Source organism: uncultured Pseudoxanthomonas sp. (genome assembly GCF_947498795.1).
Lineage (GTDB): Bacteria > Pseudomonadota > Gammaproteobacteria > Xanthomonadales > Xanthomonadaceae > Pseudoxanthomonas_A.
On sequence record NZ_CANMLQ010000003.1, the window covers coordinates 277,396 to 296,672 of the forward strand.

Genomic DNA, 19,277 nt, shown 5'->3' on the forward strand with positions numbered 1-19,277 from the left:
TACACTCCCCCGCATTCGCTGGCCCGGCACCTCGGGCTTCCCTCCCTTCCGCTGCAGGTTGCCCATGTCCCACGCCCTCGACGCCGCTTCGCTCGACCAGTTGTTCCGCACTGCGCGCACCTACAACGCCTTCAGTGGCGAGGTCAGCGACGACACGCTGCGCCAGTTGTACGACCTGCTGAAGTTCGGCCCCACGCAGGCCAACACCACGCCGGCGCGCTTCGTGTTCGTGAAGTCGGCCGAGGCCAAGGCCAAGCTGGGTCCGGCGCTGGACGAGGGCAACTATGCCAAGACGATGGCGGCACCGGTGACGGTGATCATCGGGCGGGACGAGGACTTCCACGAGAAGCTGCCGTTCCTGTTCCCGCACACCGATGCCAAGGCCTGGTTCGAGGGGCCGCGCGAGAACCGGTTCAAGCCGGCGCTGCGCAATGCGAGCCTGCAGGCGGCCTACCTGATCCTCGCCGCGCGCGCGCTGGGCCTGGACGCCGGCCCCATGACCGGCTTCGACGCCGGCAAGGTCGACGAGGCCTTCTTCGCCGGCACCGCGATCAAGTCCGACATCCTGGTCAACCTCGGCCATGGCGATCCGTCCAGCATCTTCCCGCGTTCCCCGCGCCTGGGCTTCGACGAAGCCGCGCGCATCCTCTGATACCCCACCCACCGGAGATTTCCCCATGCGCAAGACCCTGCTCGTTGCCGCCCTGTTCGCCTTTGCCGGTGCCGCGTTCGCCGCGCCGGTGACCTACAAGCTCGATCCCGGCCATACCAATGTGCTGGCCAGCTGGAACCACTTCGGCTACTCGAACCCGAGCGCCAACTTCGGCCAGGCCGACGGCACCCTCGTGTACGACGCCGACAAGGTTTCGGCCTCCAGCGTGCAGGTCACCCTGCCGCTGACCGGCCTGAGCGCGCTGGCCGACCAGTTCTACGACCACCTGACCAGCGACAAGTGGTTCGACGCCGCCAAGTACCCCAGCGCCACCTTCAAGAGCACGAAGGTCGAGGCTGCCGGCGAAGGCAAGCTGAAGGTCACCGGCGACCTGACCATCAAGGGCGTCACCAAGCCGGTGGTGCTGGACGTGACCCTCAACAAGGCCGGCGAGCACCCGATGAAGAAGGTGCCGGCGATCGGCTTCGACGCCACCGCCACCGTGAAGCGCAGCGACTTCGGCCTGGGTGCCTATGCGCCGATGGTCAGCGACGAAGTCACGCTGAAGATCACCACCGAAGCGACGGCCGACGCCAAGAAGTAAGCCGGTTCCCTCGCCGACGTGATCCCGAACGCCGCCCCCAGGGGCGGCGTTCTTCGTTGCCGGCACCGCGCCTTGGGACGGTCCGGGGCGGCTGTTAGACTGGGCACCCCCTGTTCCGCGATTCGCCACCGCCATGAGCCAGACCGCCACCGCGCCCGCCAACGCCGAGAAGCGCTACACCGTGTCGCGGAGCGACCTGCCGCTGAGCTGCCCGCTGCCGTCCATGGCGCTGTGGAATTCGCATCCGCGCGTCTACCTGCCCATCGAGGACGCGCCCGGGGGCGACGTGCAGTGCCCGTACTGCGGGTCGCACTTCGTCCTGGCCGACTGACCGGACGATGCCGGCCTTCCGCATGGCCCGCCGACCATGCGCCGACTGACCGTCGTCCAGTTGCTGCCGGCGCTGGAATCCGGCGGTGTCGAACGCTCCACCCTTGAGATCGCCGATGCGCTGGTGCGCGCCGGCCATCGCGCCGTGGTCGTCTCGGCCGGCGGACGCCTTGAACCCGCCCTGCGCAGCAGTGGCGCCGAACACATCACCCTCGCCATCGGCCGCAAGTCGCTGCTGACGCTGCGCCATGTGGCCGCACTGCGGCAGCTGTTCGCGCAGGTCGGTGCCGACATCGTGCATGCGCGCTCGCGCCTGCCCGCATGGCTCGGCCTGTGGGCGCTGCGTGGCATGCCGTCGGCATCGCGGCCCCGCTTCGTCACCACCATGCACGGGCTCAACTCGCCGGGCCGCTACAGCGCCGTGATGACCCATGGCGAACGCGTGATCTGCGTGTCGGACACGGTGCGTCGCTACCTGCTGCAGCACTACCCGCGCACGGATCCGCGCAAGCTGGTGGTGATCCCGCGTGGCATCGACCCGGCGCAGTTCCCGCGCGCCGCCCATCCTGATGCCGGTGCGCGTGCATGGGCAGCCGATCAACATCCCGCACTGGCGGGCGACGGTCCACTGCTGCTGTTGCCAGGTCGTGGCACGCGCCTGAAAGGACACCAGGAGGCGCTGACACTGCTCGGCAAGCTGCGTGATCAGGGTATCGACGCGCGCCTGTGGATGCCCGGTACGCGCGAACACGGGCGCGAGCAGTACGTGATCGATCTGGAAACCGAGGCACGACGCGCTGGATTCGCCGATGCCCTCGCCATCACGCCGCCGACAGCGGAGATCGCGCGCGCCTACGCCGCCAGCGATCTGGTGCTGCAGCTGTCGGGTAAACCGGAAGCCTTCGGCCGTACCGTCATCGAAAGCCTGTCGGTGGGACGTCCCGTGGTTGGATGGGCTCACGGCGGCGTGGGAGAACTGCTGGAGGAACTTCAGCCCGGCGGCGCGGTGCCTGCATTCGATGCACGTCGCCTGCACGACACCGTGATGGCGTTCCTCGCGCATCCGCCGCCGGCATTGGCTACGATGGAGTCCTACACCCTGCGCGCGATGCAGGACGCCACGCTCGCCCTCTACCACGATCTCGCCGATGACCGCCGACTCGCCATCGATCCCTGATACGTCCGCCCATCGTGCACCGCACGGCTGGCGCTGGGCGCCTGCCTGGGTGCTGACGTTCGTCGCCCTGTGGCCGGCGCCGGGGTATGCGGAAGGCGTGATGGTGCTGGGTGCCCTGGCGGCGATCGTCCGCCTGTTGCTCGGCCGTTTCCGGGGCAGCGCGCGGCTGCTCAGCGGGGCGGCGTGGGCGCTGACCAGCGCCCTGTTCGCTGCGTACTGGTTGCCCCAGGCGATCTCCGCGATCGATGCGGTCGATGCGCCCCGCGCATTGCGCGAGGCGGCGGTGGACCTGCGCTATCTGCCGTTCCTGTGGCTGGTGGCGGCCTCCGTCGCGAACGCGCGCGCGCGGCACACCACGTTCACCGGCCTGGCCGTCATCGTGGCCGTCTGGACGATCGACGCGCTGGCGCAGGCGCTGTTCGGCACCAGCCCGTTGTTCTGGGGCCTGGACCAGCTCAAGCACCTGATCAGCGGACGCCCGATGTGCACGGCGGAGCAGATGGCCGGCATCGACCGCCTCAGCGGCTTCCTCGGTCCCTGCAACCGCAAGCTTGGCGTGGTGATGGCGAGCCTGTCGCCGTTTCTGCTGTTCGCCGCTGCACGACGCCTGCAGGTCGCGGGCTGGCTGCTGGCCTCGGCGGCGATCGGTGTCGTGGTGCTGCTGGCGGGCGCGCGCGCTGCCTGGATCACCTATGCACTGGTGCTGGTGTTCTCGGGCTGGAAGCTGCTGGGCTGGAAGCGGCTGCTGGCCGTGTTCGCCTTCGGCGCCGTGCTGCTGGCGGTGCTGACCGTAGCGTCGCCGCAGGTGCGCGAGCGCATCCTGCTCACCACCCATGCCCTTACCGCCAGCGAGGCGGGCGTGGACACGGCATTGTCCGGACGTGGCCAGATCTGGTCGGCGGCGGGCTGCATGATCGCGCGCCATCCGGTGAACGGAGTCGGCGCGCGGGGCTTCCGCGAAGCGTTTCCCGCCTGCGATGCCAGCGCCGATGGACGACCGGCGTGGGGACAGGGCCCCGCGTACCACGCCCACCAGATCGTACTCGAGGTGCTCAGCGAGACCGGCATCATCGGTCTGCTGCTGTGGCTGGCGGGCGCGGCGCTGGCGTGGCGCGCGTGGCGCTATGCCAGGCCGCAGGCCAAGGACCGGGCGCGGCCCGCCATGCTGGCGCTGGCGGTCACGGTATTTCCTTTCAACACCCACCTGGCGTTCTATTCGACGTTCTGGGGTGGCCTGACCCTGATGCTGGCGGCGCTATACGCAGGCAGCCTGCTTGCGCGCGATGACGAATGAGCGTTCGCCCGGCCGGCGCTGCTGGTTCATAGCGCCCGCCAACCTGCTGGCCCATGGCGTCGCACGCCTGCCGCAGGCGGTGCTGCTGGCGATGGGGCGTCTGGCCACCTTCCTGCTGTGGCCCCTGCTGGCCAAGCGCCGGCGGCATGCGGCCACCAACATTGCACTGTGTTTTCCCGAGCGCGACGCGCAGGCGCAGGCACGTCTGCTGCGCGACACCGTGCATGCCACGGTGACGGGGGCCCTCGAACTCATACGCGGCTGGTACGCCCCCGCCCATGCGCTGCGCGGGCTTGCCGACGTGCAAGGGCTGGAACACGTGCGCGCCGCGCAGGCGCAGGGACGCGGCATCCTGCTGTTCGGCGGACACATCCCGCATTCGGAACTGTGCGCGCGACTGCTCGGCGAGGCACTGGGCGAACGCGTGACCATCGTCGCGCGGCGCAACAACGATCCCTGCATCGAGCGCCTGCTGGACGGCGCACGGCGTCGCGTGTTCGCCGACGTGATCGCCAAGAAGGACGTGCGCGGCCTGCTGCGCGCATTGTCGCGCGGCGGCATCGTGGCGTATTCGGCCGACCAGGATTTCAACTACCAGAACGCGTTCGTGCCGTTCTTCGGCGTGCCGGCCGCCACGCTGACCGCCACGCCGGATCTCGCGCGCCGCGGCAATGCGGTGGTATTGCCGTTCTGGTTCCATCGCGACGATGACGGTCGCTACCAGCTGCGCGTCGAGCCCACCTGGCGCGGATGGCCGAGTGGCGACCCGGCGCAGGACGCCGCCCGCTACATGGCCGAGCTGGAGGCGGTCGTGCGCCAGCATCCCGAGCAGTATCTGTGGGTGCACCGGCGGTTCAAGACACGGCCACCCGGCGAGCCGAACCTCTATCGGTAGAGTTCGCCGCGCCCGTCGGGCTGGCGCTTGAAGCGGCGATGGATCCACAGGTACTGCGTCGGCGCCTTTCGCACCATGGCTTCGATGGCGGCGATCACGCGTGCCGTGTCGGCGGTGGCGTCCGTCGACGGGAAATCCTCGAACGCGGGCGACAGGGTGAGCGTGTAGCCATCGTCGTCGCGCCGGACATGGGAGAACGCCATCACCGCCGCACCGGACAGGCGGGCGAGTTGGTGCGTCGACGTCAGGCTGTAGGCGGGATGCCCGAAGAACGGAACGAACACGCTGTCGCCGCGGCGGGTGTCCTGGTCCGGCGCGAACCACAGCAGGCCGCCCTGCTTCAGGTGCTTCAGCGCCGGGCGCAGTTCGTCGCGGGTGAACATGGCGGTGGCATAGCGCAGCCGGCCGCGCTTGACCGCCCACTCCATCGCCCCCTGGTTGTGGGGACGGTACATGCCGGCCAGTGGCGCGTAATCGCACATCAGGCGCGCCGATATCTCCAGCGTGGTGAAGTGGCCGGACACCACGATGACGCCGCGGCCACCCGCGCGCGCAGCGGCCAGATGCTCCAGTCCTTCGACCCGCAGGCCTTTCCGCATCGGCGCGACGCTGCCCCACCAGGCGCGAGCGAACTCGAACAGTCCGATGCCCAGTTCGCCGAAACCGGCGCGCGCCAGCGCTTCCTGGGCCTGCGCATCGAATTCCGGAAAGCACAGGGCGATATTGCGCCGCGCCACATGCCGGCGTTCCCGCAGCACGCGGTACAGCAGGGCGCCCACGGCGCGTCCGAGCGGGCGCTGCACGGCCCACGGCAGCCGGGCAACCAGCCATGCCAGCCCGATGCCCAGCCACGAAGGCCACTGCCGCGGCCCGAGGGGTGGACGTTCGCCGGGGTCGGAGGATCGCTTCTCGGAGTCGGCCATGACGCATTGTAGCGGTGGCCGCGGGTATCCTTGTCGCCCATGTCGAACCGCACCGCCGAACGCCTGTTGCGCGCCCTCTATTCGGTGGTGCTGTACATCCTGACGCCCGTCACGGTGTACCACCTGATCTGGCGCGGCTTCCGCTACCCGGAATACTTCCAGCGCTGGAACGAACGCTACGGCAGCTACGACATGCCGGGCGGCGTCGTCGATGTCTGGCTGCATGCGGTGTCGGTAGGTGAGGTGAACGCGGCGGCGCCGGTCGTCGATGCGCTGCTGAAGCGGCATCGCGGGCTGCGCCTGCTCATCACCACCATCACGCCGACCGGCTCGCAGCGCGTGCAGGCGCTATGGGGCGAGCGCGTGCTGCACGTCTACTCGCCGTACGACCTGCCGGGTGCGGTGGCGCGCTTCCTCGGCCACTTCCGTCCGCGACTCGCACTGATCATGGAAACCGAACTGTGGCCCAGCCTGCTGTTCGGCTGCCACGACCGTCGCGTGCCGGTCTACATCCTCAATGCACGCCTGTCGGCGCGCTCGCTGCGCGGCTACAGCGTGCTGCGGCCGCTGATCGCGCGCACCCTGCGCACGGTACGCAGGGTGGCCGCGCAATCCGGCGACGACGCGGGTCGCTTCGTGCAACTCGGCGCGCTGCCGGAGCAGGTGCGCGATGTGGGCAACCTCAAGTTCGACATTCCCGTTCCGGACAACGTGCGCGACGTGGTCGCGGATTTCCGCCAGCACCTCGCCGGCGGGCGACGCGTTTGGATCGCCGCCAGTACGCACGAAGACGAGGAGGCGCCCGTGCTCGCCCTGCACGCGCGCCTGCGCCAGCGGTGGCCGGACCTGCTGCTGTTGTGGGCGCCACGGCATCCGGAGCGATTCCCGCGCGTCGCCGAGGCGGCACGCGAGGCTGGCTGGCATGTCGGTACGCGGCGTGGCGAGCGCTGGCCCTCCGTGGGCAACGAGGTCTTCGTGCTCGACACGCTGGGCGAGCTGATGGCGTTCTATGCCTGCGCGGACGTGGCCTTCGTGGGCGGCAGCCTGCAGGCGATCGGCGGACACAACCTGCTGGAACCGGCCGCCGTCGGCACGCCCGTGGTGACGGGGCCGCACCTGCACAACTTCAGCGAGATCTCCCGCCGCCTGGTGGAAGCCGATGCGCTGGTGATCGCTCCCGATGCCGCCGGCGTGGGCGATGCGATCGAAGCCCTGCTTGCCGACGACGGCCGCCGTCGCGAGGTCGCCGATCGCGGCCGCGCGCTGGTCGAACACGGCCGGGGTGCACTCGCGCGCACGCTGGCGATGATCGCGCCGCACCTGCCGGCCCCGGTGGCATGAACCCGGCCGTGCCCCGCGCCCTGGCCGGCGTCCGCGTCCTGGACCTGACCCGCGTCCTTGCCGGTCCGTGGTGCACGCAGGTCCTCGCCGACCTCGGTGCCGATGTCGTCAAGGTGGAACGTCCCGGCAGCGGCGACGATACGCGTGGCTGGGGGCCTCCCTTCCTGCGCGATGCCGATGGCAATGAAACCGGCGAGTCCGCCTACTACCTGTGCGCGAACCGCAACAAGCGCTCGCTGGCGGTCGACATCGCCACCGAGGAGGGGCAGGCGGTCATCCGCCGCCTGGCGTCGGAAAGCGACGTGCTGGTGGAAAATTTCAAGGTCGGCGACATGGCGCGCTATCGCCTGGACGCATCCACCTTGCGCGCCGCCAATCCGCGCCTGGTCTACTGCTCGATCACTGGCTTCGGGCAGGATGGACCCTATGCGCGCCGCGCCGGCTACGACTTCGCCATCCAGGGCCTGGGTGGCCTGATGGGCGTTACCGGCGCCGCGAACGGCGAGCCGCAGAAGGTGGGCGTGGCGGTCGCCGACCTGTTCACCGGCATGTATGCCACCGTCGCCATCCTCGCCGCGCTGCGCCACCGCGATGCCACGGGCGAAGGCCAGGTGATCGACATGGCGCTGCTGGATGCGCAGGTCGCGATGCTGGCCAATCTCGGCAGCCACTATCTGGTGGGTGGCGAGGTGCCGCCCCGGCAGGGCAACGCCCACGCGAACATCGTGCCGTACCAGGTCTTCGCCGTCGCCGATGGGCACATCATCGTGGCGGTCGGCAACGACCGGCAGTTCGTGCGTCTGTGCGAAATGCTGGATCTCGCGGCGCTGGCCGGCGATCCGCGCTACGCGACCAACGCCGCGCGCGTGCGCCATCGCGATGCGTTGGTCCCCCTGCTGCAGGACGCGTTTCATGCCCGCGAGCGGCACGGCTGGCTTGCCTTGCTGGAAGCGGCAGGCATCCCCTGCGGACCGGTCAACGACATCGCCTACGTGTTCGCCGATCCGCAGGTGAAGGCGCGCGGCATGGTCACGCGCATCGAACATCCGCATGCCGGCGCGGTGCCACTCGTTGCGAGTCCTCTCAAGCTGTCGGCGACGCCGGTCGATCTGCGGCATGCGCCGCCGCTGCTCGGACAGCATACCGACGAGGTGTTGCGCGAGGCTGGCTACGACGAGGCGGAGATCGCCTCGCTGCGTGCGCTCGGTGCGATCTGAACCGGAAGTAGGTGAGCTGGCCGTGGGAGCGACGTGAGTCGCGAGCGCTTGGGCGGCCAGGCACCGCCTGCATCGCGACTGACGTCGCTGCCACGACAGCGTGGCACTCCGGAAACGACGACGGCGGGCCGAAGCCCGCCGTCGTCATCGCGCACGGGACGCGAGGTGCTTACTGCGACACCGGCTGCGACGACAGGCGCGCTTCGGCGTCGGCGGTCAGCAGACGGTTGACATCCTGCACGTCGGCGCCGTCGAGGGTACCGGCGGCCTGTTCCAGCAGCAAGCGGTTCTGCAGGAAGTTGTAGCGTGCCTGCGCGTATTCCACCTGCGCCTGGAACAGCGTGCGCTGGTTCTGCAGCACGTCCAGCACGGTACGGGTACCGACCTCCAGGCCGACCTGCGAGGCGTCCAGTGCGCTCTGCGCGGAGAACACGGCCAGGCGGCGGGCCTCCACTTCGGTCACGCCGGCGACCAGCGCCTGGTAGGCGTTGCTGGTGTTGCGGATCAAAGCGCGGCGGGTCTGCTCCATGCCGTCGGCCGCGCGGTCGCGCTGGGCCAGGGCCTGGCGCACGCCGGACTGGGTGGCGCCGCCGGAGAAGATCGGCACGGTCAGCGTCACGCCCCAGTTGTAGCCCTCGCCATCGCGCGACAGCGTGCCCGGCACGCTGTCCCAGTCGGTGCCATTGGAATAGCCGCCGCGGAAGTTCAGCGTGGGATAGTGGCCCGCGCGCGCGCTGGATACGCCATGCCGTGCCGATTCCAGCACGTACTCGGCCGACTTCAGGTCCGGGTTCTGCTCGAGCGCGCGATCCACCCACGCCTGCGCGTTCTGCTCGGGCGGCAGTTCCGGACGGAAGTCGTCCGGCAGGCCCTTCAGGCCGCTGATCGGCTGGCCGGTGATCTCGGCCAGCGCGCGGTAGCTGTCGTCCAGCGCGTTGCGCGCGAGGATGGTGTTGGCGCGCGCGCTGTCGTACTGCGCACGGGCTTCGTGCACGTCGGTGATCGGCGCCAGGCCGACATCGAGGCGCTTCTGCGCGTAATCGAACTGCTTCTTCGACGCGGCCTCGTTGGTCTCGGCGGCGGCCAGCGACTCGATGCCGATCAGCACGTTGAAGTAGGCGGCCGACGTGCGCGTGATCAGCAGGTTGTTCGCCGACGCCAGATCGTAGTCGGCGGCCTGGCTGATGGCGCGCTGGCCGCGCAGGTTGGCGATGCGGCTCCAGTCGAAGATCGTCTGGCTGACCGAGGCGCCATAGCTGCGGCTCTTGCCGTCGCCGGTGGGATCGCCCGGACGGCTGCTGTGGGTCAGCTCATAGCCGGCGCTGCCGGTGATCTGCGGCAGCAGGACAGCGCGCGCCTGCACGGCGCCTTCCTTGTCGATCAGGCGGGTGGACTCCGCGATGGAGAGCTGGGGGTCGCCGGTGCGCGCCAGTTCATAGGTCTGCATCAGGTCGGTGGCGTTCGCCGCGACCGGCAAGGCCAGTGCGAGCGCGAGTACGAGGGGGCGACGGCTCATGCGGGTTCCTTTGTGTATTTCTTCAGAAGACGAACTGGGGCGCCGGCGCGGCGCCGACCAGATAGGGGAGGTCGGTTTCGAACAACGAGTCGATGCGGGGGCCGTTGACATCGTTGACGTGCAGCACGGCTTCCATCACCGGCGACACGCCCTGCACGACGAACAGGCGTCCGCCCGGACGCAGCCACTGCAGGAAGCGCGCGGGCACGGTGGCGACGGCGCCGGTCACACAGACAACATCGAAACGACGGTCGGTGTCCCAGGCCAGCGCATCGGCGGTCTCGATGCGCACGTTGCTGCCGAGTCCGGCGGTCTCGAGGCGCGCGCGCGCGGCGTCGGCGAGGTCGGGGTGGATCTCCAGGCTGACGACGTCCCGCGCCAGGTGCGCCAGGCACGCGGTCAGGTAGCCGCTGCCGGTCCCGATCTCCAGCACGTCCTCATCGGCCTGCGGCTTCAGCGCCTGCAGGGTGCGTCCCTCGATGACGGGCTTGGCCATCGCCTGGCCATGCCCGAGCGGCAGTTCCAGGTCCGCGTAGGCCAGCGCGCGGTGCGCGTCGGCCACGAAGCTCTCGCGCGGCAGCGCGGCCAGCGTCTCCAGCACGCGCGCATCCAGCACGTCCCAGGGACGTACCTGCTGCTCGACCATGTTTTCGCGGGCCTGGGTGTAATCGATCGTCATGGGGGTGGTCATCCGACGCGGAGGGCTGGGCCGGGCATTTTACCGGGCTGGCATCGTCCGCGCTGGGCAAGGATCGCGGCAGGTCCGGCCGGGGGCGCAGTGCCGGAAGTCACCGCAACCTCCGTCGCGCGGGGTGGCGCTTCAGCTTCAGCGGCGGCCATAGGCCCTCAGGAACATGTCCACGGTGGCGTCGATGTGGCGACGGGTATCGAGCGGTCCCGGTTGGCTGCAAAGGCCGCAGGTCATGCGCGCATGCACCTCGCCCTTGATCAAGGTGAAGAACTGCACCGAGGCCGTGCCCACATCCGGGATGTCCAGTTCGCCCTTGGCCACCAGCGCCTGCAGCAGCGTGGCGAACGCCTCGTGCGTGCGCTGCGGGCCGGCTTCCCAGAACGTCTTCTTGAGTTTGTCGTCGATGTTGCCGGGGACCATCATCATGCGATGCGTGCTGATGGCCTCCTCGCTGGTGATCAGCGCGAAGAAGGCTTGCGCGATGGCCTTCAGCTGGTCGCGCAGGCTGCCGGTCAGTTCGATCTCGAACAGGGCATCCGGCAGCATCTCCTCGCACTTGGCCTGGACCGCGGCAGCGAACAACGCGTCCTTGTCGCCGAAGTGGCTGTACACGGTGAGCTTGGAGACGCCCGCTTCGGCGGCGATCTGGTCCATGCTCACGCCGTTGAATCCCTCGCGCGCGAACAACTGCTTGGCCGCCTCCAGGATGGCGGCGCGCTTGCCGAGGTCCTTCGGCCGGCCGGGGCCGCTCGCGGCGGGCTTGACGGGGGGCTTGGCGCGGCGGGATGCGGGGCGTGGACTGACCATGACGTAATACTAGACTACCCGGTTCGATATTTATACTATACCGCCAAGTCCACTAATTGAAATCGCAACGGAGCGGTCATGCGCCAGACGCGCTGGAACGGAGTGTTCGGAATCCTCCTGCTGGGCTTGGCTGCCTGCAGCGCGGAACAGCCCGCGGAAACACCGCGGCCGGCGTTGGTGGTGCAGCCCGGCGGCGGTGCCGATGCCGCATTGTCGGCGTATGCCGGCGAGGTGCGCGCCCGCGAGGAGAGTCCGCTGTCGTTCCGCGTCGGCGGCAACCTGGTCCGCCGCAACGTGGACGCCGGTGCACGCGTGCAGAAGGGCGAAGTGCTGGCGGTACTGGATGCGGGCGATTTCGCCTTGCAGGCGCAGGCGGCACAGGCGCAACTGGCCGCTGCCGAAGCCGACCTGGTCCGCGCCCGTGGCGATCGCGACCGCTACGCCAAGCTGGTCGGCGACAAGTTGATCAGCCAGTCCGCCTACGATGCGCAGGTGGCCGCCTGGAAAGCCGCCGAGGGCCAGGCGCGTGCGGCGCGCGCGCAAATGGACGTGATGCGCAACCAGGAAGGCTATTCGCAACTGCGCGCGCCGCGCGATGGCGTGATCGCCAGCCGCCAGGCGGAAGCGGGCCAGGTCGTGGCCGCGGGCCAGACGGTCTTCACGCTCGCAGCCGATGGCGGGCGCGAAGTCGCCATCGGACTGCCCGAGAACCGCATCCGTGCCTTCAGCGTCGGGCAGCCGGTGATGATCGAACTCTGGAATGCGCCTGGCCAGCGCCTGCCCGGTACCATCCGCGAAATCGCGCCGGCCGCCGACGCGCAGACACGGACGTATGCGGCGCGCGTCAGCCTGGTCGGCGATGCGCAGCAGCAGGTCGAACTGGGCCAGAGCGCCCGAGTCTATGTGCAGGAGAACGGCACGAAGGCGGCACTGAAACTGCCGCTGTCGGCCATCCAGCGCGGCGACGACGGCGCGACCACGGTGTGGGTGGTCGATCCCGCCAGCGGCAAGGTGCAGGCACGCCCGGTGCAGCTCGGACCCTACGGAGACGTTTCCGTGCCCGTGCTGGGGGGCGTGAAGGCGAGCGACTGGGTCGTCGCCGCGGGTGGCCACCTGCTGCGCCAGGGCCAGGTCGTCACGCCGGTGGACCGCAGCAACCGGCCGCTGAAGCCCGTCGGCGCCGGTGGCGCGGCGGCGATCGCCACGCGTTCGGAGTAACGGCATGCGCCGCTTCAATCTCTCCGAGTGGGCGCTGACCAACCGCAGCCTGGTGCTGTTCACCATGATCCTGCTCGGCATCATCGGTGCGTGGTCGTACAAGCACCTGGGGCAATCCGAGGATCCGCCGTTCACGTTCAAGGCGATGGTGGTGCGCACCGTATGGCCGGGCGCGACGGCCGAAGAGGTTTCGCAGCAGGTCACCGAGCGCATCGAGAAGGCGCTGATGACCACCGGCAACTACGAATACATCCGTTCGTATTCGCGGCCGGGCGAATCGCAGGTGATCTTCGCTGCGCGCGACAGCCTGAAGTCGCGCGACATGCCGCAACTCTGGTACCAGGTCCGCAAGAAGGTCGGCGACATCCGCGCCACGCTGCCCAGCGGCGTCATCGGCCCCTTCTTCAACGACGAGTTCGGCGACACCTTCGGCAACATCTATGCGTTGACCGGCGAAGGCTTCGACTACGCGGTGATGAAGGATTACGCCGACCGCATCCAGCTGGAGCTGCAGCGGGTGGACGATGTCGGCAAGGTCGAACTGGTGGGCCTGCAGGACGAGAAGATCTGGATCGAGCTGTCGAACACCAAGCTGGCCACGCTGGGCATACCGCTCAACGCGGTGCAGCAGGCGCTGGAAGAACAGAACGCGGTGACGCCGGCGGGGTTCTTCGAGACGCCGACCGATCGGGTGCAACTGCGCATCAGCGGCGAGTTCACGTCGGTCGACGAGATCCGCGAATTCCCGATCCGCGCCGGCGGCCGTACCGTCAAGCTGGGCGACATCGCCGAGATCAAGCGCGGCTTCGCCGACCCGGCCGCGCCGCGCATGCGTTTCATGGGGCAGCCGGGCATCGGCATCGCGGTGGCGATGAAGGACGGCGGCGACATCCTGACGCTGGGCGAAACGCTCGAGGCCGAGTTCCATCGCCTGCAGAAGACCCTGCCGCTGGGCATGGAACTGCGCAAGGTGTCCGACCAGCCGGCGGCCGTGGAAGCCTCCGTGGGCGAGTTCGTCCGCGTGCTGGCGGAAGCGGTGATCATCGTGCTGCTGGTCAGCTTCTTCTCGCTGGGCATGCGCACGGGGCTGGTGGTGGCGGTGTCGATCCCGCTGGTGCTGGCGATGACGTTCGCGGTGATGCACTACTTCGGCATCGGCCTGCACAAGATCTCGCTCGGTGCGCTCGTGCTCGCGCTGGGCCTGCTGGTCGACGACGCGATCATCGCGGTCGAGATGATGGCCATCAAGATGGAGCAGGGCTTCGACCGGCTGAAGGCGGCCAGCTTCGCCTACGAATCGACCGCCTTCCCCATGCTCACCGGCACGCTGGTCACGGCGGCCGGCTTCCTGCCCATCGCGACGGCCGCATCCAGCACCGGCGAGTACACGCGTTCGCTGTTCCAGGTGGTGACGATCGCCCTGGTCGTTTCATGGATCGCGGCGGTGCTCTTCATTCCTTACCTGGGCGACAAGATGCTGCCCGACCTGGGCAACCCGCAGCCGCCGAAAGCAGGCTCGCCTGCGGCACGCTGGCATGCGTTCCGCGCGCGGCTGGCGGATCGCTGGCCACAGTACGCCGCCATGCTCGCACCCAAGGCGCACGATGCGCATGACCACAATCCGTACCACACGCCGTTCTACCAGCGCTTCCGCGGCTGGCTGGCGTTCTGCCTGCGCCATCGGTGGCTGGTGATCGGTGTGACCGCGGCCGCGTTCGTCGCGTCCATCGCGCTGTTCCGCTTCGTGCCGCAGCAGTTCTTCCCCGACTCGGTGCGTCCCGAACTGATGGTGGACCTGGAACTGGCCGAAGGCAGCTCGCTGAAGTCCACCGATGCCCAGGCGCGCAAGCTCGAGAAGCTGCTCGCCACGCGGGAAGGCGTGATCAACTACGTGGCCTACATCGGCACCGGTTCGCCCCGCTTCTACCTGCCGCTGGACCAGCAGCTGCCGCAGGCGCATTTCTCGCAGTTCGTGGTGCTGACGCAGGACACCCGGGCGCGCGAGTCGACCCGTCGCTGGCTGGTCGACGATGTCGCGCCGCAATTCCCCGAACTGCAGTTCCGCGTGACCCGCCTCGAGAACGGCCCCCCGGTCGGGTATCCGATCCAGTTCCGCGTGTCCGGCGAGCATGTCGATCGCGTGCAGGCTATCGCGCGGCAGATGGCGGAGAAGGTGCGCGCCAATCCGCACGTCTCCAACGTCAACCTGGACTGGAGCGAGCCGAGCAAGATCGTGCGGCTGCAGATCGATCAGGATCGCGCGCGCGCCCTGGGCGTCAGTACGGCGCAGGTGTCGCACTTCCTGTCCGGCTCGCTGTCGGGCCTGAGCGTCAGTACCTATCGCGAAGGCAACGAGCTGGTCGAGATCCTGTTGCGGGGTCCCGAGGAAGAGCGTACGCGGCTCGACCTGCTGGGCAGCCTGGCGGTACCGACGAGCAGCGGCGGCAGCGTGCCGTTGTCGCAGATCGCCAATCTCGAATACGCGTTCGAGGACGGCATCATCTGGCACCGCGACCGCCTGCCCACGGTGACCGTGCGCGCCGACCTCAACAGCGACGATGTGACGGCACCGACGGTGGTGGCGCAGATTTCGCCGACGCTGGATGGCATCCGCTTCGCGCTTCCGCAGGGTTACCTGCTGGAAACCGGCGGCACCGTCGAGGATTCGGCACGCGGGCAGAAGTCCATCGCGGCCGGCATGCCGCTGTTCCTGCTCGCCGTGACCACGTTGCTGATGCTGCAGCTGCGCAGCTTCTCGCGCATGGCGCTCGTGCTGCTGACGGCGCCGCTGGGCCTGATCGGCGTGACGCTGGCGCTGCTGGTGTTCCGCGTGCCGTTCGGTTTCGTGGCGATGCTGGGCACGATTGCGCTGGCCGGCATGATCATGCGCAACTCGGTGATCCTGGTGGACCAGATCGACCAGGACATCCAGGCAGGCCACGACCGCTGGCACGCGATCATCGACGCCACCGTGCGCCGGTTCAGGCCGATCGTGCTGACCGCGCTGGCGGCGGTGCTGGCGATGATCCCGCTGTCGCGCAGCGCCTTCTTCGGGCCGATGGCGGTGGCCATCATGGGCGGCCTGACCGTGGCCACCGTGCTGACGCTGTTCTTCCTGCCGGCGCTGTACGCGGCCTGGTTCAAGGTGCGGCCGGAAGAGGGCGCCGCGCGCTGAGCGACCCGGCGCGGCGGGGGTTCAAGAACCCCCCCGCCGCAGCCGATACTGTGGAGGTCGAAGCCCCTCCGGACCCTGTGCCCGCCGTGCGCCGCCTGCTGATCCAAGGCCTGTGTCTGCTGGTCCTGCTCGTCGGCGCCCCCGCGTGGGCGCTGGACCCTGCGCGCAAGGTCGACGAGTACACGATCGCGCGCTGGACCATGGAGGACGGGCTGCCGCATAACCTGATACACGCCATCCACCAGGATGCCGACGGGTACGTGTGGACCGGGACATGGGAGGGCGCGGCGCGCTTCGACGGCCGCCGCTTTACCGCTTACGACGCAGGCACGGTCGAGGGGCTGGAAATCGAGGGCGTGCGCGCGATCACGCCGCACCCGCAGGGCGGCATGGTGCTGAGCCTGGGCCGCGTGGGGCCGGGTGTACTGCGCTTCCACCAGGGGCGCTGGCAGCGACTGCCGGGCCGCGCAGGCACGCTGGCGGATGTTTCCGTGCTGCGCTACGGACCGGACGGTGCCCTGTGGATCGGGACCGACCATGCCCTGTTCCGCATGGAGGCGGACGGCCGCCTGCTGGAAATAGAGAGCGATCACGCGCGTCTCGCCAACGAGCGGGTGCTGACGATCCTGCCGTTGCAGGACGGGCGGGCGCTGGTGGGCAACCGCCACGGCCTGTTCCGGATCGACCAGGGAAAAGCCAGCGAATGGGGCAGCGGTGTCGGCCTGCCGGAAACATCGGTGCTGGCGGTGCAACCGTCGCGCTGGGGCGGGCTGCTGGTCGGCGGCAGCGCAGGCGTCTGGCGGCTGGAGCACGGGCGGGCCCGGCAGATCACCGGCGAACGCGTCGAAGCCATGCTGGAGGACCGCAACGGCAACCTGTGGGTCTCCACCCTCGACGGCCTGCGTCGCTACGCGCAGGGGCGCTATGAAACCCTGGGCGAGCGCGAGGGCCTGATGGGTCGGCTGGCGCCCGCCCTGTTCGAGGACCGCGATGGCCTGTTGTGGGTGGGCACCACCAACGGGCTGTACCGCATCTCCGACGGGCCGGTGTTCGGACTGGGCCGCAGCAGCGGGCTGCGCGACATCTACGTGCGCGCGATCATCGAGCGGCCCGGGCAGGGCGCGTGGATCGGCCATCCGATGGGCGTGGACGCCTGGCAGGCGGGGCGGAGCCGCGCCGTGCCGCTCGCCTTCGATGGCAAGTCCGATCCGTCCGTGCTGTCACTGGCCAATGCGCGCGACGGCGGACTGTGGATCGGGACCTACGACCAGGGCGTGATCCATCTGCCCGCCGCCGGCGAAGGCGCGCAGGGTTCGCCCTGGCGCCTGGACGAAGCGGATGGCCTGCCGTCCAACCATGTGCGCGCACTGCTCGAACGTGCGGACGGCTCCTTGTGGATCGGCAGCAACGAAGGCGTGACCGTCTATCGCGAGGGCCGCATCGTGCGCCATTACGACGCCGACGACGGACTGCCCGACGGCAACGTCTACGTGCTCTACGAAACCGCGCAGGGCGTGCTGTGGATCGGCACCAGCAACGGCATGGCGATGATGCAGCGCGATGGCACGCTGCGCCGCTGGACGCCGATGTCCGATTTCCCGGCCGTCGCCGCATTCGACTTCCTCGCCGACCCCGACGGCAGCCTGTGGGTCGCCTCCGACCGCGGCCTGCTGCACTGGCGCGACGGCACGTTCATGCAGTTCGACCATCGCCAGGGACTGCCGAACAATCGCCTGTTCCGGCTGCTGGAGGACGACAACGGGGATTTCTGGGTATCGAGCAATCGTGGCGTCTTCCGCATCTCGCGCCCGGCGCTGACGGCCGTCGAGAACCGCCATCTGACGCGCCTGCCGGTGGAAGCGTTCACCCATGCGGACGGACTGCCGAGCAGCCAGGCCAACGGTGCCTCCGCGCCGGCGGGCTGGCCGATGCGCGACGGCAAGCTGTGGTTCGCGACGGCGAACGGCGTTGGCGTGATCGATCCGGACGACGCCCGTCGCCAACGCAGCCAGGGCGTCACGCTGGTCATCGAGTCGGTGGAAGCCGACGGCCGCGTGCTGCCCTTGCAGGCGCGCTACGCCCTGGCGGCGGACACGCGCCGCGTGGTGATCCGCTTCACCGGGCTGAACCAGCGCGCTCCCGAGCGACTCCGCTATCGCTACCGCATGGTCGGCTTCGACCGTGGCTGGATCGAGACCGACAACGGCGTCGCGCACGATGCGGTGTACACCAACCTGCCCGCGGGCAAACTTCGCTTCGAAGTACAGGTGATGAACGCGCCCGCGGACTGGAGCAGGCCGGAAGGCCTGGTGATGCGCACGGCGGACCTGGACAAGGCGGCGCCGTGGTGGCTGCAGGCATGGGCGATGGTCGCCTATGTCGTGCTGGCCGGTGTGCTGGGTTGGGGCGTCCTGCTGTTGGCGATGCGGGGCCAGCGGCATCGCCAGCATCGCCTGCAGGTACAGATCGATGCGCGCACCTCGGAGCTGAGCGACAAGAACGCGCAGCTCGAACAGGCCGGCGAGGCGAATGCGCGGTTGCTGGAGCAGTTGGCCTACCAGGCCCGCCACGATCCCCTGACCCGGCTTGCCAATCGCCGTGCCGGCGACGCGTTCCTCGCCGAGGCACTCGACACCAGCCGCCGCGAAGGGCGGCCGCTGTCCGTGGCCTTGCTGGACATCGACCACTTCAAGACCGTCAACGACCGTTACGGCCACGCATTCGGCGATGACGTCCTGTCTCAGGTCGCGGCGCTGGCAGGGCAGGCGATCGGCGATCACGACGATGTACTGATCGCACGGTGGGGCGGGGAAGAGTTCCTGGTCTGCCAGCAGTTGCCGTGGTCGACTGCGCGTGCGCGCCTGGACGCCCTGCGCGAAGGCATCGCCCAGGCCGGCATCGACACGCCCGACGGCGGCACGTTGCGATGCACGGTGAGCATCGGCGTCGCGGAACTGGAGGCCGGGCAGGACCTGCGCGACCTGCTACGGGTCGCCGACGAGCGCCTCTACCGCGCGAAACAGCAGGGGCGCAATCGCCTGGTGTCGGGCTGATCAGCGACCGACGAACCGCAGCCCGCCCGCTTCGCCTTCGCCGACGGTTTCAGGATCGGTCACCAGCGCATTCTCGAAGCCGCCGCCGCTGCCGCTGTAGAGCAGGTAGACCGGCTTCTCGTTGCGCAGCAGGTCGATCGCGTTCTGGAAATCGTCCAGGTGATAGTGCAGCTGCGGCTGCGTCCCGTTCAGCCCGTCCTGGGGCAACGCGGCACCGTTGGCATGGAACACCAACTGGCCGATGTATGCGCCGCCGGCCATCAGGCCGATGCGGCGGCGGAAGGTGTTGGCGGAATAGATGACGTGGTACTTCTCGATCTGCGTCGTGGGCATCGTGCCTGTCCTGTGCGTGCATCCCCTGCCTGTCCTTCAACGCAGGGGATG

The 19,277-nt window shown here is 69.1% G+C and carries 16 protein-coding genes; 11 read left to right on the top strand and 5 right to left on the bottom strand.

The features are described from left to right. The first annotated feature begins 64 nt into the window (after positions 1-64). From Q0907_RS10655 to Q0907_RS10680, 6 genes are all read left to right on the top strand, one after another. A complete protein-coding gene (locus Q0907_RS10655; protein WP_299344376.1) occupies positions 65-652 on the top strand; it encodes a malonic semialdehyde reductase in 588 nt (195 codons plus the stop codon). Between the two features lie 25 nt (positions 653-677). Then, positions 678-1,256 (top strand): YceI family protein, encoded by a 579-nt coding sequence (locus tag Q0907_RS10660; protein ID WP_296279267.1) that lies wholly within the window; start codon positions 678-680, stop codon positions 1,254-1,256. Between the two features lie 133 nt (positions 1,257-1,389). Then, entirely contained in the window at positions 1,390-1,587 is a 198-nt protein-coding gene (locus Q0907_RS10665) for a zinc-finger domain-containing protein (protein WP_296279269.1), read from the top strand. 36 nt (positions 1,588-1,623) lie between these two features. Beyond that, complete coding sequence (locus Q0907_RS10670) at positions 1,624-2,763, top strand: glycosyltransferase (protein WP_299344380.1); 1,140 nt, start codon at positions 1,624-1,626, stop codon at positions 2,761-2,763. Continuing rightward, positions 2,735-4,057, top strand: coding sequence for an O-antigen ligase family protein (locus Q0907_RS10675; protein ID WP_299344382.1), 1,323 nt, complete (start codon positions 2,735-2,737; stop codon positions 4,055-4,057). The genes Q0907_RS10670 and Q0907_RS10675 overlap by 29 nt, the downstream gene beginning before the upstream one ends. Then, positions 4,047-4,952, top strand: a complete 906-nt coding sequence (locus tag Q0907_RS10680) for a lysophospholipid acyltransferase family protein (RefSeq protein WP_299344385.1) — start codon at positions 4,047-4,049, stop codon at positions 4,950-4,952. The genes Q0907_RS10675 and Q0907_RS10680 overlap by 11 nt, the downstream gene beginning before the upstream one ends. Here Q0907_RS10680 and lpxL read toward each other — a convergent pair. Further along, on the bottom strand, positions 4,943-5,875 hold the full coding sequence (gene lpxL / locus Q0907_RS10685) for an LpxL/LpxP family Kdo(2)-lipid IV(A) lauroyl/palmitoleoyl acyltransferase (RefSeq protein WP_299344388.1): 933 nt from the start codon (positions 5,873-5,875) through the stop codon (positions 4,943-4,945). The two genes, Q0907_RS10680 and lpxL, sit on opposite strands and share 10 nt — an antisense overlap. Before the next feature lie 39 nt (positions 5,876-5,914). On the opposite strand from lpxL, the gene waaA reads away from it, so the two are divergent. Both waaA and Q0907_RS10695 read left to right on the top strand, forming a co-directional pair. Next, positions 5,915-7,216: a lipid IV(A) 3-deoxy-D-manno-octulosonic acid transferase gene (gene waaA / locus Q0907_RS10690; protein WP_299344390.1), complete on the top strand. Its 1,302-nt coding sequence runs from the start codon at positions 5,915-5,917 to the stop codon at positions 7,214-7,216. Positions 7,217-7,224: 8 nt separating this feature from the next. Then, entirely contained in the window at positions 7,225-8,433 is a 1,209-nt protein-coding gene (locus tag Q0907_RS10695) for a CaiB/BaiF CoA-transferase family protein (RefSeq protein ID WP_299344392.1), read from the top strand. Between the two features lie 169 nt (positions 8,434-8,602). Here Q0907_RS10695 and Q0907_RS10700 read toward each other — a convergent pair whose 3' ends face one another. The 3 genes from Q0907_RS10700 to Q0907_RS10710 form a co-directional block, all read right to left on the bottom strand. Further along, positions 8,603-9,949 (bottom strand): TolC family outer membrane protein, encoded by a 1,347-nt coding sequence (locus tag Q0907_RS10700; protein WP_296279281.1) that lies wholly within the window; start codon positions 9,947-9,949, stop codon positions 8,603-8,605. Between the two features lie 22 nt (positions 9,950-9,971). Next, positions 9,972-10,628 carry a protein-L-isoaspartate O-methyltransferase gene (locus Q0907_RS10705; RefSeq protein ID WP_299344395.1) on the bottom strand — a complete coding sequence of 219 codons (657 nt, stop codon included), beginning with the start codon at positions 10,626-10,628 and terminating at the stop codon, positions 9,972-9,974. Positions 10,629-10,775: 147 nt separating this feature from the next. Then, positions 10,776-11,447 carry a TetR/AcrR family transcriptional regulator gene (locus Q0907_RS10710; RefSeq protein WP_296279285.1) on the bottom strand — a complete coding sequence of 224 codons (672 nt, stop codon included), beginning with the start codon at positions 11,445-11,447 and terminating at the stop codon, positions 10,776-10,778. Positions 11,448-11,525: 78 nt separating this feature from the next. Here Q0907_RS10710 and Q0907_RS10715 point away from each other — a divergent pair, with 78 nt between their 5' ends. The 3 genes from Q0907_RS10715 (at position 11,526) to Q0907_RS10725 (ending at position 18,893) form a co-directional block, all read left to right on the top strand. Then, positions 11,526-12,665 (top strand): efflux RND transporter periplasmic adaptor subunit, encoded by a 1,140-nt coding sequence (locus Q0907_RS10715; RefSeq protein WP_299344398.1) that lies wholly within the window; start codon positions 11,526-11,528, stop codon positions 12,663-12,665. 4 nt (positions 12,666-12,669) lie between these two features. Then, positions 12,670-15,840, top strand: coding sequence for an efflux RND transporter permease subunit (locus tag Q0907_RS10720; protein WP_299344400.1), 3,171 nt, complete (start codon positions 12,670-12,672; stop codon positions 15,838-15,840). A gap of 86 nt (positions 15,841-15,926) precedes the next feature. Beyond that, positions 15,927-18,893, top strand: coding sequence for a ligand-binding sensor domain-containing diguanylate cyclase (locus Q0907_RS10725; RefSeq protein WP_299344403.1), 2,967 nt, complete (start codon positions 15,927-15,929; stop codon positions 18,891-18,893). On the opposite strand, the gene Q0907_RS10730 is transcribed toward Q0907_RS10725, so the two are convergent. Then, a complete protein-coding gene (locus Q0907_RS10730) occupies positions 18,894-19,226 on the bottom strand; it encodes a hypothetical protein (protein WP_296279291.1) in 333 nt (110 codons plus the stop codon). It abuts the gene before it with no gap. Positions 19,227-19,277: the final 51 nt, after the last annotated feature.

Bases quoted from the DNA above. Each gene is read 5' to 3' on its own strand.
- Q0907_RS10655 (WP_299344376.1), top strand. From the start codon at position 65: ATGTCCCACGCCCTCGACGCCGCTTCGCTCGACCAGTTGTTCCGCACT.
- Q0907_RS10660 (WP_296279267.1), top strand. From the start codon at position 678: ATGCGCAAGACCCTGCTCGTTGCCGCCCTGTTCGCCTTTGCCGGTGCC.
- Q0907_RS10665 (WP_296279269.1), top strand. From the start codon at position 1,390: ATGAGCCAGACCGCCACCGCGCCCGCCAACGCCGAGAAGCGCTACACC.
- Q0907_RS10670 (WP_299344380.1), top strand. From the start codon at position 1,624: ATGCGCCGACTGACCGTCGTCCAGTTGCTGCCGGCGCTGGAATCCGGC.
- Q0907_RS10675 (WP_299344382.1), top strand. From the start codon at position 2,735: ATGACCGCCGACTCGCCATCGATCCCTGATACGTCCGCCCATCGTGCA.
- Q0907_RS10680 (WP_299344385.1), top strand. From the start codon at position 4,047: ATGACGAATGAGCGTTCGCCCGGCCGGCGCTGCTGGTTCATAGCGCCC.
- lpxL (WP_299344388.1), bottom strand. From the start codon at position 5,875: ATGGCCGACTCCGAGAAGCGATCCTCCGACCCCGGCGAACGTCCACCC.
- waaA (WP_299344390.1), top strand. From the start codon at position 5,915: ATGTCGAACCGCACCGCCGAACGCCTGTTGCGCGCCCTCTATTCGGTG.
- Q0907_RS10700 (WP_296279281.1), bottom strand. From the start codon at position 9,949: ATGAGCCGTCGCCCCCTCGTACTCGCGCTCGCACTGGCCTTGCCGGTC.
- Q0907_RS10705 (WP_299344395.1), bottom strand. From the start codon at position 10,628: ATGACGATCGATTACACCCAGGCCCGCGAAAACATGGTCGAGCAGCAG.
- Q0907_RS10710 (WP_296279285.1), bottom strand. From the start codon at position 11,447: ATGGTCAGTCCACGCCCCGCATCCCGCCGCGCCAAGCCCCCCGTCAAG.
- Q0907_RS10715 (WP_299344398.1), top strand. From the start codon at position 11,526: ATGCGCCAGACGCGCTGGAACGGAGTGTTCGGAATCCTCCTGCTGGGC.
- Q0907_RS10720 (WP_299344400.1), top strand. From the start codon at position 12,670: ATGCGCCGCTTCAATCTCTCCGAGTGGGCGCTGACCAACCGCAGCCTG.
- Q0907_RS10730 (WP_296279291.1), bottom strand. From the start codon at position 19,226: ATGCCCACGACGCAGATCGAGAAGTACCACGTCATCTATTCCGCCAAC.